16 protein-coding genes are annotated in these 17,440 nt (G+C 59.9%); 7 read left to right on the forward strand and 9 right to left on the reverse strand.

What is annotated here, in order from left to right:
* Window positions 1-10 precede the first annotated feature (10 nt).
* Window positions 11-1,210, reverse strand: a complete 1,200-nt coding sequence (locus CAF79_RS07345; protein ID WP_085697276.1) for a CaiB/BaiF CoA-transferase family protein — start codon at window positions 1,208-1,210, stop codon at window positions 11-13.
* Between the two features lie 146 nt (window positions 1,211-1,356).
* On the opposite strand from CAF79_RS07345, the gene CAF79_RS07350 reads away from it, so the two are divergent.
* The 4 genes from CAF79_RS07350 to CAF79_RS07365 all read left to right on the forward strand — a co-directional run bounded on the left by CAF79_RS07350 (window position 1,357) and on the right by CAF79_RS07365 (window position 5,628).
* Entirely contained in the window at window positions 1,357-1,899 is a 543-nt protein-coding gene (locus CAF79_RS07350) for a YaeQ family protein (protein ID WP_007954646.1), read from the forward strand.
* A gap of 54 nt (window positions 1,900-1,953) precedes the next feature.
* The gene (gene recJ, locus CAF79_RS07355; RefSeq protein ID WP_085697277.1) at window positions 1,954-3,663 is read left to right on the forward strand and encodes a single-stranded-DNA-specific exonuclease RecJ; all 1,710 of its coding nucleotides are present in this window, start codon (window positions 1,954-1,956) and stop codon (window positions 3,661-3,663) included.
* Between the two features lie 233 nt (window positions 3,664-3,896).
* Window positions 3,897-5,003, forward strand: coding sequence for an NADH:flavin oxidoreductase/NADH oxidase (locus CAF79_RS07360; RefSeq protein ID WP_085697278.1), 1,107 nt, complete (start codon window positions 3,897-3,899; stop codon window positions 5,001-5,003).
* A 91-nt stretch (window positions 5,004-5,094) separates the two neighbouring features.
* Window positions 5,095-5,628, forward strand: coding sequence for a GNAT family N-acetyltransferase (locus tag CAF79_RS07365; RefSeq protein ID WP_085697279.1), 534 nt, complete (start codon window positions 5,095-5,097; stop codon window positions 5,626-5,628).
* Window positions 5,629-5,749: 121 nt separating this feature from the next.
* Here the strand turns inward: CAF79_RS07365 and CAF79_RS07370 are convergent, their stop codons facing one another.
* Window positions 5,750-7,378, reverse strand: a complete 1,629-nt coding sequence (locus CAF79_RS07370; RefSeq protein ID WP_085697280.1) for a glucan biosynthesis protein D — start codon at window positions 7,376-7,378, stop codon at window positions 5,750-5,752.
* Window positions 7,379-7,780: 402 nt separating this feature from the next.
* Here CAF79_RS07370 and CAF79_RS07375 point away from each other — a divergent pair, with 402 nt between their 5' ends.
* The gene (locus CAF79_RS07375; protein WP_007954656.1) at window positions 7,781-7,966 is read left to right on the forward strand and encodes a hypothetical protein; all 186 of its coding nucleotides are present in this window, start codon (window positions 7,781-7,783) and stop codon (window positions 7,964-7,966) included.
* 55 nt (window positions 7,967-8,021) lie between these two features.
* Here CAF79_RS07375 and CAF79_RS07380 read toward each other — a convergent pair whose 3' ends face one another.
* Window positions 8,022-8,513 carry a Bro-N domain-containing protein gene (locus tag CAF79_RS07380; protein WP_085697281.1) on the reverse strand — a complete coding sequence of 164 codons (492 nt, stop codon included), beginning with the start codon at window positions 8,511-8,513 and terminating at the stop codon, window positions 8,022-8,024.
* 345 nt (window positions 8,514-8,858) lie between these two features.
* Between CAF79_RS07380 and CAF79_RS07385 the strand changes: the two genes are divergently transcribed.
* A complete protein-coding gene (locus CAF79_RS07385) occupies window positions 8,859-9,440 on the forward strand; it encodes a ComF family protein (protein WP_085697282.1) in 582 nt (193 codons plus the stop codon).
* Window positions 9,441-9,445: 5 nt separating this feature from the next.
* Window positions 9,446-10,003 carry a hypothetical protein gene (locus CAF79_RS07390; protein ID WP_085697283.1) on the forward strand — a complete coding sequence of 186 codons (558 nt, stop codon included), beginning with the start codon at window positions 9,446-9,448 and terminating at the stop codon, window positions 10,001-10,003.
* Window positions 10,004-10,061: 58 nt separating this feature from the next.
* On the opposite strand, the gene CAF79_RS07395 is transcribed toward CAF79_RS07390, so the two are convergent.
* From CAF79_RS07395 to ydcS, 6 genes are all read right to left on the reverse strand, one after another.
* On the reverse strand, window positions 10,062-11,546 hold the full coding sequence (locus CAF79_RS07395) for an APC family permease (protein ID WP_085697284.1): 1,485 nt from the start codon (window positions 11,544-11,546) through the stop codon (window positions 10,062-10,064).
* Window positions 11,547-11,691: 145 nt separating this feature from the next.
* A complete protein-coding gene (locus tag CAF79_RS07400; protein WP_085697285.1) occupies window positions 11,692-13,116 on the reverse strand; it encodes a gamma-aminobutyraldehyde dehydrogenase in 1,425 nt (474 codons plus the stop codon).
* Between the two features lie 166 nt (window positions 13,117-13,282).
* Window positions 13,283-14,092 carry an ABC transporter permease gene (locus CAF79_RS07405; protein WP_085697286.1) on the reverse strand — a complete coding sequence of 270 codons (810 nt, stop codon included), beginning with the start codon at window positions 14,090-14,092 and terminating at the stop codon, window positions 13,283-13,285.
* Window positions 14,082-15,017, reverse strand: a complete 936-nt coding sequence (locus CAF79_RS07410) for an ABC transporter permease (RefSeq protein WP_007954664.1) — start codon at window positions 15,015-15,017, stop codon at window positions 14,082-14,084. Before CAF79_RS07410 ends, CAF79_RS07405 begins: the two co-directional genes overlap by 11 nt.
* A gap of 1 nt (window position 15,018) precedes the next feature.
* Window positions 15,019-16,056 carry an ABC transporter ATP-binding protein gene (locus CAF79_RS07415; RefSeq protein WP_085697287.1) on the reverse strand — a complete coding sequence of 346 codons (1,038 nt, stop codon included), beginning with the start codon at window positions 16,054-16,056 and terminating at the stop codon, window positions 15,019-15,021.
* Window positions 16,057-16,270: 214 nt separating this feature from the next.
* Window positions 16,271-17,422, reverse strand: a complete 1,152-nt coding sequence (gene ydcS / locus CAF79_RS07420) for a putative ABC transporter substrate-binding protein YdcS (RefSeq protein ID WP_085697288.1) — start codon at window positions 17,420-17,422, stop codon at window positions 16,271-16,273.
* Window positions 17,423-17,440: the final 18 nt, after the last annotated feature.

The raw sequence follows: 17,440 nt of genomic DNA on the forward strand, positions 1-17,440 counted from the left end.
GCGCTTCAGCTCAGATGGCTCCGTCTTCGCGCAGCCGGGCGACCTGCTTCTCGTCGTAGCCAAGATCGTGGAGTACCTGCGCATTGTGTTCACCGAGCTGCGGTCCGACCCATTCGGACGTGCCGGGTGTCTCAGAGAGTTTCGGCACGATGCCTGGCATCTTGAAGGGTTTGCCGTCCGGCAGTTTGGCGTGCAGGAACATTTCCCGGGCCAGGTACTGCGGATCGTTGAACATGTCTTCGGCGCTGAAGATCCGGCTCGCCGGCACTTCGGCCTGGTTCAGCAGGTCCAGTACCGTTTGCAGCGGCAGCGAGTTGACCCAGCGGTCGATCACCCCATACAACTCGTCACGACGGCTGTCGCGTCCGTCGTTGCTGGCCAGCGCCGGGTCATTGGCCAGATCTTCGCGGCCGATGATCAGCATGAAGCGCTTGAAGATCGCATCGCCGTTGGCACCGATCTGCACATGTTTGCCGTCGGCACTGGTGTGGATCGACGACGGCGTGATGCCCGGCATGATGTTGCCGGTGCGTTCACGGATAAAACCGAACACATCGAATTCCGGCACCATGCTTTCCATCATGGCGAAGATCGCTTCGTACAGCGCCACATCGACCACCTGACCGAGCCCGCCGTTGACCTCGCGATGACGCAAAGCCATCAACGCGCCGATCACGCCCCACAGGGCGGCAATCGAATCGCCGATGGAAATGCCGGTGCGTACTGGCGGGCGGTCTTCGAAACCGGTGATGTAGCGCAGGCCGCCCATGGATTCACCAACGGCACCGAAACCTGGCTGGTCTTTCATTGGCCCGGTCTGGCCGAAACCGGACAGACGCACCATCACCAGTTTCGGGTTCAGCGCATGCAGGGTTTCCCAGCTCAGGCCGAGTTTTTCCAGCACGCCGGGGCGAAAGTTCTCGATCAGGATGTCGGCTTCGCCCAGCAGTTTTTTCAGGATCGCCAGGCCATCGGGGTGTTTCAGGTTCAGGGTCAGTGACTTTTTGTTGCGTGCCTGGACGAACCACCACAGCGACGTGCCTTCGTACAACTTGCGCCATTTGCGCAGCGGATCACCGCCGTCCGGCGACTCGATCTTGATCACTTCGGCGCCGAACTCGCCGCAGATGCGCGAGGCAAACGGCCCGGCAATCAAAGTACCCAATTCAATGACTTTCAGACCGCTGAGCGGTTTGTTGGCGAACGGCATGCGAGATCCTGTAGGACAAGGCTGAGCAGATAGAGCGTTTTAACATAGCCGGCTGTCAGTCGCGCAAGGTTGATCGCCATCAATTCGTGGATTGCCTACAGCATCGGTTAGACTTGCCGACTTTCCTCGTATCAAGAAGCCCGTTCATGGCCCAGCCGTCCACTACCTACAAATTCGAACTGAACCTCACCGATCTCGACCGCAGCGTCTACGAGAACGTGAAGCAGACCATCGCCCGTCACCCTTCGGAAACCGAAGAACGCATGACCGTGCGCCTGTTGGCCTACGCGCTCTGGTACAACGAGCAACTGTCGTTCGGTCGTGGTCTGTCGGACGTGGATGAACCTGCGCTGTGGGAAAAGAGCCTGGACGATCGTGTCCTGCACTGGATCGAAGTCGGCCAGCCTGATGCGGATCGTCTGACCTGGTGCTCCCGTCGCACCGAGCGCACCAGTCTGCTGGCCTACGGCAGCCTGCGCGTCTGGGAAGGCAAGGTAATCCCGGCAATCAAGAACCTGAAGAACGTCAACATCGCAGCCGTTCCGCAGGAAGTGCTGGAAACCCTGGCCCAGGACATGCCCCGCGTCATCAAGTGGGACGTGATGATCAGCGAAGGCACGATCTTCGTGACTGACGACCGTGGTCAACACGAAGTCCAGCTCACCTGGCTGCAAGGCGAGCGCGGTTAAGTCCGCGCTATTCCCGAAAAATCCCACGTATTCAAGAGAAGCTTCTGTTAGCCCATGCGTATCGATCCTCGCCCGTTGCCCGCCACTCTGCCGTTTCTCGGTGAACTGCCACCCCTGTTGACCCGCCTGTACGCGGCGCGGGGCGTGCAGTCCGAGGCGGAGCTGGACAAGAGCCTGGCGCGGCTGATCCCGTTCCAGCAGCTCAAAGGGATCGATGCGGCGGTGGACCTGTTGGTGACGGCGCTGGAGCAGCGTCAGCGGATCCTGATCGTCGGCGACTTCGACGCCGACGGCGCGACGGCCAGTACCGTCGGCGTGCTCGGCTTGCGCCTGCTGGGCGCGGCGCACGTCGATTATCTGGTGCCGAACCGCTTCGAATACGGCTACGGCCTGACGCCGGAAATCGTCGAAGTCGCGATGACCCGCGAGCCGCAACTGTTGATCACCGTTGATAACGGTATTTCCAGCGTTGAAGGTGTGGCGGCCGCGAAACGTCACGGTCTGAAGGTCTTGATCACCGACCACCACTTGCCCGGCGACGAACTGCCGCTGGCCGATGCACTGGTCAATCCGAACCAGCCCGGCTGCGAGTTCCCGAGCAAGGCGCTGGCCGGTGTCGGGGTGATTTTTTACGTGTTGATGGCCTTGCGTGCGCGCCTGCGCAGCCTCGGCTGGTACGAGAGCAAACCACAACCGAACATCGGCGAACTGCTGGATCTGGTGGCGCTGGGCAGCGTTGCCGACGTGGTGCCGCTGGATGCCAACAACCGGATTCTGGTGCATCAGGGCCTGGAGCGGATTCGCGCCGGGCGTGCGCGGCCGGGAATCAAGGCCATCCTGGAAGTGGCCAAGCGTGAAGCCTCGCGCATCACGTCGACCGACCTCGGTTTCATCGTCGGCCCGCGCCTTAACGCAGCAGGGCGTCTGGATGACATGAGCCTGGGCATCGAGTGCCTGCTGACCCACGACGCTGCGCTGGCCCGTGAGATGGCTGCGCAACTGGACGGCATGAATCAGGATCGCAAATCCATCGAGCAAGGCATGCAGCGCGAGGCGCTGGCCCAGCTCAAGGACTTGCCGGTCGAGTCGATGCCTTTCGGTCTTTGCCTCTTCGATCCGGAATGGCACCAGGGTGTCATCGGCATTCTGGCGTCGCGGATGAAAGAGCGGTATTTCCGCCCGACCATCGCCTTCGCCGATGCAGGCGATGGTTTGCTCAAGGGCTCGGGGCGCTCGGTGCAGGGTTTTCATATCCGTGATGCGCTGAGCGTGGTTGCGGCGCAACATCCGGACCTGATCGCGAAGTACGGTGGCCACGCGATGGCGGCGGGCTTGACCTTGCGGCAGGAGAATTTTCCGTTGTTTGCCGAGGCATTCGACGCCGAAGTGCGTAGGCAACTTCGCGAAGAAGACCTGACCGGGCGCCTGCTGTCAGATGGCACATTGGCGGTCGAGGAGTTTCATCTGGAACTGGCCCGCGCCCTGCGCCACGCCGGGCCATGGGGCCAGCATTTTCCGGAGCCGCTGTTCCACGGCGTGTTTCAGTTGGTCGAGCAGCGGGTGGTCGGCGAGCGGCATCTCAAAGTGGTGCTGAAAACCGAATGCGGTTCGGTGAAGCTTGATGGCATCGCGTTCGGCATTGATCGCGATATCTGGCCGAACCCGACGGTCAAATGGGTCGAACTGGCCTACAAACTCGATCTCAACGAGTTTCGCGGCAATGAAACCGTGCAGTTGATGATTGCCCACATCGAGCCGCGCTAAAGCTCATTGCGCCCTTTACTGAAGGGGCGCAGGCAATCTTCAATTGTGCTGTTTCATTTCTGAACCCTCCCTCATCCCCGGATGTCGACTAGGCTCTAAGCACTGCTTGATTGGCCTTGTGACGTCTTGTCGAATTTTTTGCCCGCGGGGGCGGGTGCTGCACCTTTTTCCTGTCACTCGTCGACTTTTCAAACAGAACCCTGGAGCCTGCCCACTGAATTGAGAGGTGCCCCATGAGTCTGCTGCTTGAACCCTTTACCCTTCGCCAACTGACCCTGTCCAACCGCATCGCCGTGTCGCCCATGTGCCAGTATTCCAGCGTTGATGGCCTGGCCAACGACTGGCATCTGGTGCACCTCGGCAGCCGTGCCGTGGGGGGCGCTGGCCTGGTATTTACCGAAGCCACGGCGATCACGGCCGACGGACGGATCACCGCCGAAGACCTGGGCCTGTGGAACGAGGAACAGATCGCACCGCTGCAACGCATCACCCGTTTTATCAACGCCCAGGGCGCAGTGGCCGGCATTCAACTGGCCCACGCCGGGCGCAAGGCCAGCACCCATCGGCCATGGATCGGCAAGCATGGCAGCGTCAAACCGGAGGATGGTGGCTGGACGCCGGTCGGGCCGTCGCCGATTGCCTTTGATCCGCAACACACCCAGCCGAAACAACTGGATGAAGGGCAGATCGCTCACGTCATTCAGGACTTCGTGGCAGCGGCCAAACGCGCGCTGACCGCCGGTTTCAGTGTGGTCGAGGTGCATGCGGCGCACGGTTATCTGCTGCACCAGTTCCTTTCGCCATTGAGTAACCAGCGCCGCGATCAGTACGGAGGTTCGTTCGAAAACCGCATTCGTCTGGTGCTGCAAGTGACCGAAGCGGTGCGTGGGGTGTGGCCGGAGGAACTGCCGGTGTTTGTGCGTCTGTCGGCTACCGACTGGGTCGAGGACGGCTGGAACCCGGATGAAACCGTAGAGCTGGCGCGCCGCCTGAAAGCCTTGGGGGCTGACCTGATCGACGTGTCCTCGGGCGGCACGGCGGCCAACGCTGAAATCCCCGTTGGGCCGGGTTATCAGACGCGCTTCGCCGAGCGGGTACGCAAGGAGTCAGGTATCGCCACCGGCACCGTGGGAATGATTACCGAGCCTGCGCAAGCCGAGCACATTTTGCGAACCTGTCAGGCCGACATCATCTTCCTCGCCCGTGAGTTGCTGCGTGATCCGTACTGGCCACTGCATGCCGACGATGACCTGGGCGGACGCAAAGCAGTGTGGCCGGCGCAGTATCAACGTGCGACCCATCGGGATCAGCCGATTCACGAGTCTGATCTGCGGGATTGATTCCGACCTGTCGCAAAGCCTATAAAACCCGCCATTGAACCGGCGGGTTTTTTCTTGTCTGTCGTTTGGAATTGCAAAGGAATGGATCGCAATGTTGATCGAACGAGCGCTGACTGAATCGGACTTGCCGCGGCTGGCGCTGATCGACCGCAGCGAGTTAGTCGAGGAATGCTATCGCGTGGAAAACGGTGAGTTGATTCTGTATCCGGCGCGTTTCGACATGCGCGGCTGGCCCGAAGGCGAGGCGGAGGAGAATGCGCGGGTATTGGAAAAGTGCTGGCGCAGTGGCGGGTGGCTACACGGGATTTTCGATGGCGAAACACTGGTGGCTGCGGTGGTTGTGGATAACCGGGTTATTCACAATCAGGGCCTGAACATGCGGCAGTTGAAGTTTCTGCACATCAGCCGTGTCTGGCGGGGGCAGGGATTGGGCGGGCGATTGTTTGCCCTGGCTTGCGCCCATGGCCGAGAGGTTGGCGCCGAGGCGTTGTACGTCTCGGCGACCGAGTCGCGCAATACCGTGGAGTTCTATCAGCGCCAGGGTTGCCGGTTGCTGGCGCAACCGGATCCCGAACTGTTTGCACTCGAACCTCACGATATCCACTTTTACTGTCGCCTGGACTGATGCCATCGCGAGCAAGCTCGCTCCCACAGGTTTTCGGTTGTACACAAGCTCGGTGATCAATCGATATCCATGTGGGAGATGGCTTGCCAGCGATGAGGCCCGATCTGACGCTAGAGAATCATCAAGGGTATTTGCGCTTGTCCGGTGCCGGCGGGAAGTACTGGTACAACCAGGTCTCGCTCAGCGTGCGGTCGTTGGTGCGGATGAACAGACGCAGTTCTACCGGATCCACGCTGTCATTGGTCGGGTACCAGTCGAACAGGATCCGGTAACCCTTGATGTCATCCAGCACCAGCACGCTGAAGTCCTGCACCTTGCCGTTGGAGCACGTCACCACCGGCTCGATCCCGGTGCCCTGCGGCAGGCGATCCAGACCGCCACCGGTGAAGTCCACGGCGAAACGACGGGCCCAGACCGGCGGGTAATGCTCGCCCGGCGCCCAGCCTTCGACGAATCCACCCATGCCCGAACGGGTCGCATGCACCCGTGCCAGCGGCGTGCCGACCGGCGGCAGGGCGCTCCAGTAGAGCTTGTAGCCGTAGTTCAGCGAGTCGCCGGCCGCTACCGGTTTCTTCGGCGTCCAGAACGCAACGATGTTGTCGAGGGTCTCGCCGGTTGTAGGAATTTCCAGCAGATCGATAGAGCCTTCGCCCCACGCGGTTGTAGGTTCTACCCACAGGCTCGGACGTTTGCTGTACCAGTCGACGGTGTCCTGATAATTGGCGAATTCGTGGTCGGTCTGCACCAGACCGAAACCTTTCGGGTCGGTGTCGGCGAAGGCGTTGAACTGAAGGGTGGCCGGGTTGTTCAGCGGGCGGCAGATCCACTCGCCGTTGCCGCGCCACATGGCCAGACGATCCGAGTCGTGGATTTGCGGGTGAATGGTGTCGCACATCCGGCGCTCGTGGGTGCCGCAGCTGAACATGCTGGTCATCGGCGCGATGCCCAATTGCTCGATGGCGGTGCGGGCATTGATGTGGGCGTCGATCTCCATCACCACGCGCTCGGCCTGGCAATCGATGTCGAAGCGATAGGCGCCGGTCGCGCTCGGCGAGTCGAGCAGGGCGTAGACCACGAAGCGGGTCGCGTTCTGATCCGGGGTCTCGAACCAGAACTTGGTGAAGTCAGGGAATTCTTCGCGTTTCTTGGCGTAGGTGTCGACGGCCAGGCCACGGGCGGAGAGGCCATATTGGCCAGTGGCATCCACCGCGCGGAAGTAGCTGGCGCCGAGGAACGACACCACGTCATGCCGATCCAGTTCCGGCGCCTTGAACAGCTTGAAGCCGGCAAAACCCAGGTCGCCCTTGAGCTGCTGGGTATCGACCGAAGTGTTTTCGTAGTTGAACAGCTGAGGGCGGAAATGCACCTCGCGCGCCATGCGCGTCTTGGGATCGACGCTGTACATGCGCACTGGTTGGCGGAAACCCATGCCGACGTGGAAAAACTGCACATCGAGCTGACCCTTGTTTTCCTTCCACAGCGAATGCTCGCCGTCGTAGCGGATCGCGTTGAAGTTCTGCGGGGTCATGGTCGCCAGGGTCGGCGGCAGCACCTGTTTGGTGTCCTGATACGCGCTGCCGGCCAGTTGCTTGGCCTGGCGCTTCAGCGTTTCAAAGTCGAAGGCCTGGGCTTCACCGTCGGCGGCACCGCCAGAGGCGGCCCATGCGCGAGCAGCGAGCAGGCCCGAGGCGGATAGGCCGGTGTAAGCCGCAATGGCCATGGACGCTTTGAGCAAATTCCTGCGGTGCATAGATACAACCTGTCGTGGACAATCCCGCGCCCTTCCTGGCACGTACTGGATCAGAAATTACGGTTCGGACAAGCCTTCGGCCAAACGCTACGGACTAGTAACAGATGCGCGCTAGCTTAATCCGTTCGCTGATTTTGCAAAATTCCCTGATAGCACGGCGCTAGCCTCTCAATGAAACAAGACGTTACGGTTACTTATCCCACAGCCTTTTCTGATTTATAGGGCATATCTGCTTTTTTCGACTAATTACTCTAAAAACAGCTTTTCAGCGCCGATTTAATTTCTATTCTATGGGCATCGCCGGTCATGACCCATCCGACCGGCAGGGCTCAAATCGCTGCTTAAGGAGCGGGGCGATGCGGTTTTCGAAAATTTCTGACGTACTGGAAAAGGACATCGTCCATGACAAAAGGACAAGGCATCACCGAAATGTTGGGCATCTTTCCCTGCCTCACCAACGTCCGGCGAAGACGCCGGCTCAGTCCTGATGAACTGAAACTGGTGGAGCGTTACCGCGAGTTGTCGGAGAGCGATCGGATTGCGATGCGGTATCTGGTGGATGCGATGAGGAGTGTTTCGCGGTTTTGAAGTGAAAAACCAAAGGGGCGGACTGTGAAGTCCGCCCCTTTTTCATTCTTGAGGTTTACCGGGGACGCTGTGCCAGCATCAACTCAGGCATGTCCCGCCATTTCACCCAGGCCTGTTGTTGCCAGTGCAGCAGCGGTACGGTGACGCCGGCCCAATGCACGGAGCTCAGGCTCGGGCAGTTTTCCGCTGTCGCTGAGCTGGTTTCTCGCAAAATGGGAATCACCTCATTACTCAGCCATTGGCGCAGGTTGCGGTTTTCCGGGATGAAATGGTGAACCAGCAGCGCGTACATGCCGGATTCGCTGACCATTGGCGTCTCGACAACTTTGCCGTACTTGCGCAGGCGGACGGTACGGCGTTGGTCGGGGTCGAGTTTGAGCGTGACGCGTGGGTTCAAAGGATGGCCCATCATGCGGCCCAGATCTTGAGCGCAGAACCAGGCTTGGTGATCGAGCAGGAGAGCGTGGAGGAAGCGGTTGTGGCGGGTGAATACGGTGGGGATGAAGTAAGGATGATCTTTAGAGGGATTTTGAGTTTGATTGGGCATTCGTCGACTCCAATATTGAGAATAGAGCCGCCACTCGAATGAGTGCGGTTGCGCCATTTTGACTTTGTTCCGGCTTCGACACCGGGCTGCTGACTTCGCTGCCGAAAAGAAGCGTATCGGTCAGGTGCTTATGGTGCCAAGCCCGGTTAATCGACGCTTGTTGTAGGAATCGAAGATCTTTCTCGAAGGTAGCGTCTGTAGGAAATGCCTGTTTTTGTATGGCCGCCAGCCAGACTGCACCTGAAGCATGATTTTTCCTTTATTTATTTGAATCTCAGGCATCCCCCGAATGCTCGGCCCTTGGTCACTGGGCCCAAAGGATTTTTGTGAATAATGGAGAATTCAATGAAGGTGTCCCTCAAACAGATCAACGGCCCATGGGATCAGGGATGGGTACTGGACAAGCACATGGTAAGTAGTACCTTCCTCGGCAACGATGATCGCGGACACCCATGTTTCGATAATCAGCGCACAGAGATTGGTGAGGCGACCTACCAGCTCAAATACCAGAAGGATTGGACTCAGGTCGGCCCACTGGCCCAAGCGGTAGCGACAAATGTGTTCCCTATGTTGGATCAAGTAGGATTTGTGCTGCCCATGCCTGCTTCAAATATCCGTCAGCGACAACCGGTAACTGAGGTCGCTCTGGAGTTGGGGCGAATTGTCAGGCGGCCGGTTTTCTCGGATTTGCTTCGAAAAGCGACTACGGGAAAGTCACTCAAGGATTTGCACTCCAAAGCAGACAAGGTTGCTGCGATTGGAAACAGTTTTAGCGTCAATGACGAAATTACGACAGAGGGATGCTGGAATGTTTTGGTCGTAGATGATTTGTTTGACAGCGGAGCGTCGATGGACGCGGCTTGTGCTGTCTTGCGTGAATATCCGAAGGTGGGGAAGATCTACGTAGCGGCGCTAACCTGGAAGTGAATTCAATGACGACTGTATTTATTGCTGGCTCTATCAATATCAAGAACCTTGATCCGAAGGTTAAGGAGCGTATCAGTAATATCGTTGCGTCTGAATTCGAGGTGGTCGTTGGTGATGCAGGTGGCGCCGATACCTCCATTCAGGAGTATCTGCTGAGTCTCGAACGATCCAGAACCACTGTGTTCTGTAGCGGTCCAGCGCCGCGGAACAACCTTGGACAGTGGCCCGCCAGAACAGTGGACTCCAAACATTCCAAAGGATCGAGGGCCTTCTTCACCGAGAAAGACGTGGTGATGGCCGAAGCCGCTGACTACGGCTTGATGATATGGGATGCGAAGAGCACCGGTACGCTCAGCAACGTCATAGAACTGTTGTCGAGAAAGAAGAAGTCCCTTGTCTTCGTCAACAAGGAGAAGGAATTCAAAGTGGTGGGAGACGTCAATCAGCTCGAAGAGTTGATTGCATTCATGTCTGATCACGCCAAGCAAAAAGCCAACGAAAAAATCAAATTGTTCGATCGTATTTCCTCGCTGAAATACGATCAGTGCGAACTTTTGTTTTGATGTTTTGCGTCGGCTTTCTTGAACCCCGGCACTCTATCGGTGCCGGGGCCAAACGTTTTTAGCGACTCACCTTCCAGGCATCCCCGGCCGGCGCCTTCCCATGGTCATACGGCTTGCCAATCCACATGTAAACCAGCCCCAGCCCAACCACGATCGCCGTGCTCAGCACCATCGCGTAGTTGATGTACCACGCGGCATCCGGCGTGCGGGGCCAGGCCATGTTGATGATTGCGCCGACGCCGTACACCAGCGCGCCGATGTTCACCGGCCAGCCCCAGGCGCCGAGGGTGAATTTGCCGCTGGGTTTCCAGCCTTTGCTGCGGGCGTACAGGGCGGCGAGGACGATCATCTGGAACGCGAGGTAAATGCCGATGGCGGCGAAGCTGACGATGGTGGCCACGGCGTCTTGCAGGAAGAAGCCGAGGGCGATGATCAGGCCGGGCAGTACGCCGGACACGAACAACGCAGCGACCGGAACCTGGGTCGTAGGAGAAATCTTTTTCAGCAATCGGCTGCCGATGACCATTTCATCGCGGGCGTAGGAATACAGCAGACGACTCGCCGCCGCTTGCAGGCTGATGACGCAAGAGATGAAGGAAATCATCACCACGCCCATCACCACTTTCGAACCGACCGGGCCGAAGGCGTTGTTGAGGATGGTGGTGACCGGATCCTTGTCGGTGCCGTTGATCACCGCTTGCATGTCCGGCACGGCGAGAATCAGCGCCAGGCAAGCGAACATCGCCGCGATGCCGCCGATGTAGATGGTCATGCGCATGGCCACCGGGATTTTCTTGCTCGGGTTCGGGGTTTCTTCGGCTACATCACCGCAGGCCTCGAAGCCGTAGTAAAGGAACATCCCCGCCAACGAAGCGGTGAGGAAGGCCGGCAGGTAGGAGCCGTCGACGCTGATATCGAAGGTGTTGAACAGCACGCTGATCGGCTGGTGACGCTCGAAAATCAGCAGGTACACGCCGACGATCACCGCACCCACCAATTCGCAGAGGAAGCCGAACATGGCGATCCGCGCCAGCACTTGGGTGCCGCTGAGGTTGACCAGTGTGGCGAACAGCGTCAGCACCAGGGCGATGACGATGTTGGTGTTGTTGCTCGGTTCAAATCCCAGCATGGCCGCGAGGTACGGGCCGGCGCCGACCGCAACGGCGGCGATGGTTACGCACAGGGCGATGGAGTAGATCCAGCCGACCATCCACGCCCATTTCTTGCCCACCAGACGCCGCGCCCAAGGGTAGACACCTCCGGAAATCGGGAACTGCGACACCACTTCGCCGAAGATCAGGCACACCAGCAATTGCCCGCAACCGACCAGCAAATAGGCCCAGAACATCGGTGGCCCGCCAGCGGCCAGGCACAGGCCGAACAGGGTATAAACCCCTACGACCGGTGAAAGATAGGTGAAGCCCAGCGCGAAGTTTTCCCACAGGCTCATGCTGCGGTTGAAGTTGGAGGTGTAGCCCAGTTGGCGCAGTTGTTCGGCATCGCTGTCGGCAACGGCGGCTGAGAGATCGGGTGATGCACTCATGTGTGTTTGCTCCGTGAAATCGGCAGATTTCGGATGGCCGAAACCGTGGCGGGGCTTGGTGAGCTCCGCCCGGATCGGTAGTTATTGTTTTGAATGCCTTGTGGTGCGGATAACCGGCTTCTGCCATGAAACCGGGGGGATGCCTTTAGTGCTTGAACATCACATGCCGAACCGTGGTGTAGTCCTCCAGCCCGTACATGGACATGTCCTTGCCGTAGCCGGACAGTTTCTGACCGCCGTGGGGCATTTCGCTGACAAGCATGAAGTGCGTGTTCACCCAGGTGCAGCCGTACTGCAAGCGTGCGGACAGGCGATGGGCGCGTCCTACATCCGCCGTCCATACCGAGGACGCCAGGCCGTAGTCCGAATCGTTGGCCCATTCCAGCGCCTGGGCTTCATCGGTGAATTGAGTCACCGACACCACCGGCCCGAACACTTCGCGGCGGACGATTTCGTCGTCCTGCTGGGCGTCGGCCAGAACGGTCGGTTCGAAGAAGAAACCATTGCCTTCGACAGCCTTGCCGCCGGTGATCAAACGGATGTGCGGTTGCGCCACGGCGCGCTCGACAAACCCGGCCACGCGGTCGCGATGCTGGGCGGTGATCAGCGGCCCCAGCTCGGTCGACGGATCATCCTGCAAGCCGTACTTGATGCTGCTGACCGCCGCGCCGAGCTTCTCGACGAACTTGTCGTAAATGCCTTGCTGCGCGTAGATCCGGCACGCAGCGGTGCAATCCTGGCCGGCGTTGTAGAAGCCGAAAGTACGAATGCCTTCGACGGCGGCGTCGATATCGGCGTCGTCAAAGATGATCACCGGAGCCTTGCCGCCCAGTTCCATGTGCATGCGTTTGACGCTGTCGGCGGTGCTGGAAATGATGTTCGAGCCGGTCGCTATGGAGCCGGTCAGCGAGACCATGCGCACTTTCGGATGGGTCACCAACGGGCTGCCCACGCTCGGCCCACGACCGAACACCAGATTGAGTACACCGGCCGGAAAAATATCCGACGCCAGTTCGGCCAGACGCAACGCGGTCAGCGGGGTTTGTTCCGACGGCTTGAGCACCACGGTATTACCGGCGGCGAGGGCCGGGGCGATTTTCCAGGCGACCATCATCAGCGGGTAGTTCCACGGCGCGATGGAGGCGATCACGCCCACCGGGTCGCGGCGGATCATCGAGGTGTGGCCGGGCAGGTATTCGCCACCGGCCGAACCGCTCATGCAACGGCTGGCGCCGGCGAAGAAACGGAACACGTCGGCAATCGCCGGGATCTCGTCGTTCAGCGCGGCGCTGTAGGGTTTGCCGCAGTTGTCGGATTCCAGTTTCGCCAGTTCTTCGCCGTGGGCTTCGATGGCGTCGGCGAGTTTGAGCAACAACAGCGAACGGTCTTTCGGCGTGGTCTGCGACCATTCGGCGAAGGCACTGTCGGCGGCGCGCACGGCGGCATCGACCTGGGCCTCGGTGGCCTCGTTGATTTCCACCAGCACTTCGCCACGCGCCGGGTTGAGCACCGGTTGCGCCGGGCCTTCGCCGTTGACCAGTTGGCCGTTGATCAAGAGTTTGGTTTGCATGTTGTTGTCCTCACTAGCACTTTTATTTTTCTGCTTGAACCGAATTGAAACTGTGGGAGCGAGCTTGCTCGCGAAAGCGGTGTGCCAGTCGACATCAATGTTGGATGTCATGGCCTCTTCGCGAGCAAGCTCGCTCCCACAGGGGAAAGTGGTGTCTGTTATGAGTTCATTTGCCGCCGCTGCCGGCCACGCTCTCGCCACCACGGGTCAGGTAGTAGGCGCCGAGGATCGGCAGCATGGTCACCAGCATCACGAGCATCGCCACGACGTTGGTCACCGGCACGTCCCGTGGGCGGCTCAACTGATTGAGCAACCACAGCGGCAAGGTGCGTTCATGCCCGGCGGTGAAAGTGGTGACGATGATTTCGTCGAACGACAGCGCAAACGCGAGCATGCCGCCGGCGAGCAGCGCCGAGCCGAGGTTCGGCAGGATGATGTAGCGGAAGGTCTGCCAGCCGTCTGCGCCAAGATCCATCGACGCCTCGATCAGACTGTGCGAGGTGCGGCGCAAACGGGCGATGACGTTGTTGTAGACGATCACCACGCAGAAGGTCGCGTGACCGACGATGATGGTGAACATCCCCGGCTCGATCCCCAGTGTCTTGAAGGTCGCCAGCAGCGCGATCCCGGTGATGATCCCCGGCAGCGCAATCGGCAGGATCAGCATCAGCGAAATGCCTTGTTTGCCGAAGAAGTCCCGGCGGTAGAGCGCGGCGGAAGCGAGGGTGCCGAGCACCATGGCGATCAGCGTGGCAATGGCCGCGATCTGCAACGACAGCTTGATCGCTTCCAGCACGTCGGGCCGCGAAAACGCCACGCTGAACCAGTGCAGCGTGAAGCCTTTCGGTGGAAAGCTGAACGCTGCGTCTTCGGTGTTGAAGGCGTAGAGGAAGATGATCAGGATCGGGAAGTGCAAAAACACCAACCCGCCCCAGGCTGCGATGCGCAAACCGAGAGATGCTTTTTCAGAGTGCATCGAAGGCCCCCAGTCGTTTGACGATGGACAGGTAAATGGCGATCAGCACGATCGGCACCAGCGTGAACGCCGCAGCCATCGGCATGTTGCCGATCGCGCCTTGCTGCGCGTAGACCATGCTGCCGACGAAGTAGCCCGGCGGGCCCACCAGTTGCGGCACGATGAAGTCGCCCAGGGTCAGCGAGAACGTGAAGATGGAACCGGCAGCAATCCCCGGCACCGACAGCGGCAGAATCACTTGCATGAAGGTTTGGCGCGGCTTGGCCCCGAGGTCGGCGGAGGCTTGCAGCAACGATGGCGGCAGACGCTCCAGCGAGGCCTGGATCGGCAGGATCATGAACGGCAGCCAGATGTAGACGAACACCATGAACCGCCCCAGATGCGAGGTCGACAAGGTGCTGCCGCCGACCCCGGGAATCCCCAGAATGAACTGCAGCACCGGCTCCAGCCCCAGGTGCTGAACGAACCACTGCGCCACGCCGCCCTTGGCCAGCAGCAACGTCCAGGCGTAGGCCTTGACGATGTAACTGGCCCACATCGGCATCATCACGGCGATGTAGAAAAACGCCTTGGTCTTGCCGGTGGTGTAACGCGCCATGTAGTAGGCAATCGGGAACGCGACGATGGCGCTGGCGATCGACACCACGACGGCCATGCTCAGCGTGCGCAGGATGATGTCGAAGTTCGATGGCTGGAACAGTGCGGCGAAGTTGGCCAGGGTCAGGTCGGGCGTGACCGCCATGGTGAAGTCGTCGAAGGTGTAGAAACCTTGCCACAACAGCACCAGCAGCGAGCCCAGATAGATTGCGCCGAACCACAGCAGCGGCGGCACCAGCAGCATCGACAGATACAAATTCGGTTTGCGATAGAGCAGGTTGGAAAACCTGCGCAACGGCGCCGATTGAGGGAGGGCGAGGGCGGTCATGTCACACCTCGCTCGCAACGGTGTCGTGCAGCGCAATCATCGCTTCCCGCGCCCAGCGTGCGCTGATGCGCTGACCGGTCTGGTGCTGCGCGCTGCTGTCGATCCACTGATTGTTAGCCTGACTGATGCTCAGGGTCTGGCCGTTTTCCAGTTTCAGTTCGTAGCGCGTGGCGCTGCCCTGATACTGGATGTCGTGCAGCAGACCGCTGACTTCGATTTCATGGCTGGCCAGCGGGCCTTCGGCGAAACGCACGTGTTCCGGGCGGATCGAAAACGGCTGCGGATGGCCGCTGAGCTGGCGCGCCAGATCACCGCGAATCACGTTCGAGGTGCCGACGAATTCGGCGACGAAGGTCGTGGTGGGTTTCATGTACAGAGTGCGCGGCGTGTCGACCTGTTCGATGCGACCCTTGTTGAACACGGCCACGCGGTCGGACATCGACAGCGCTTCAGTCTGATCGTGGGTGACGAAGATGAAGGTGATGCCGAGCTGGCGTTGCAGCTTCTTCAGTTCGCTCTGCATCTGTTCGCGCAGCTTCAAGTCGAGAGCGCCCAACGGCTCGTCGAGCAACAGCACTCGCGGGCGATTGACCAACGCGCGGGCGAGGGCGACACGCTGGCGCTGACCGCCGGACAACTGCACCGGTTTGCGTGCGCCGTAGCCGCCGAGGGCGACCATGTCCAACGCTTCTTCGGCACGCTTGTGGCGCTCGTTCTTGTTCACGCCTTTGACTTTCAAACCGTAGGCGACGTTGTCCAGCACGTTCATGTGCGGGAACAGCGCGTAATCCTGAAACACCGTGTTGACGTCGCGCTGATAGGGCGGCAGACCGGCGGCTTCGGCGCCGTGAATGCGGATCGAGCCCGCGCTCGGTTGCTCGAACCCGGCGATCAGGCGCAGGCACGTGGTCTTGCCCGAGCCGGAGGGGCCGAGCATGGAAAAGAACTCGCCGTCCTGGATATCGATGGAAACCCGGTCAACGGCCTTCACTTCGCCGAACTGCCGGGAAACGTTGGTGAACTGGACTGCAAGCGTCATGGTGCGGTGCTCCAAAAAGGCGAGGGCCGTCGCAGCGGCCCTGCCTGGACTTCTGAAAAACGAACAACGGTTATCTGTTGCCAGGTGAGATCGCGGTATTGGCGGTGATCTCATGTGGGAGCGAGCTTGCTCGCGAAAACGGTGGGTCAGTCACCTGCAATGTTGGATGTGATACCCACTTCGCGAGCAAGCTCGCTCCCACAGGAAAGATCGATTACCTACCGCCCATGATCGCAATGTAGTCCTGCGTCCACCGGCTGTACGGCACAAACTTCCCACCCTCGGCCTGCGGAGTTTTCCAGAAGGCGATTTTGTCGAACTGGTCAAACCCGTTGGTCTTGCAGCCTTCAGCGCCGAGCAACTCACTGCCCTGACACGCCGCCGGAACCGCTGGCAACGAACCAAACCACGCCGCCACATCACCCTGGACTTTCGGTTGCAGCGACCAGTCCATCCACTTGTACGCGCAGTTCGGGTGCTTGGCCTCGGTGTGCAGCATGGTGGTGTCGGCCCAGCCGGTGGCGCCTTCTTTCGGCACGGTCGAAGCGATCGGCTGTTTGTCGTTGATCAGACCGTTGACCAGATACGGCCAGGCGCTGGACGCCACCACGCCTTCGTTCTTGAAGTCGCTCATCTGCACCGTGGTGTCGTGCCAGTAGCGGTGGATCAGCTTCTGCTGCGCGCGCAACAGTTCCAGCACAGCCTTGTACTGATCTTCAGTGAGTTGATACGGATCCTTGATCCCCAGCTCAGGCTTGGTGGATTTCAGGTACAGCGCCGCATCGGCGATGTAGATCGGGCCGTCGTAGGCTTGCACGCGACCCTTGTTCGGCTTGCCGTCGGGCAGGTTCTGTTCCTCGAACACCACGTTCCAGCTGGTCGGGGCGGTCTTGAACACATGGGTGTTGTACATCAACACGTTCGGGCCCCACTGGTACGGGGTGCCGTAGGTCTGGTTGTTGACCACGTACCACGGCGCGTCTTTCAGGCGCGGGTCGAGGGATTTCCAGTTCGGGATCAACGCGGTGTTGATCGGTTGCACACGCTTGCCGACGATCAACCGCAGCGACGCATCGCCCGACGCGGTCACCAGGTCGTAACCACCCTTGGCCATCAGGCTGACCATTTCGTCGGAGGTGGCGGCGGTTTTCACATTGACCTTGCAGCCGGTTTCCTTCTCGAAACCGGTCACCCAGTCGTAGGCCTTGTCGCTTTCACCGCGTTCGATGTAGCCGGGCCAGGCGACGATATCCAGCTGGCCTTCGCCGGCGCCGACGGCTTTCAGCGGCTCGGCGGCCTGCAGGCTGGCGCTGGCCAGCAGGGCCGTGGTGATTGCACTGAGCAGTGCGGTCTTGTGCACGAACATGGTGAACCCTCTTCTTTA

Source organism: Pseudomonas sp. B26(2017) (assembly GCF_002113045.1).
Taxonomy (GTDB): domain Bacteria; phylum Pseudomonadota; class Gammaproteobacteria; order Pseudomonadales; family Pseudomonadaceae; genus Aquipseudomonas.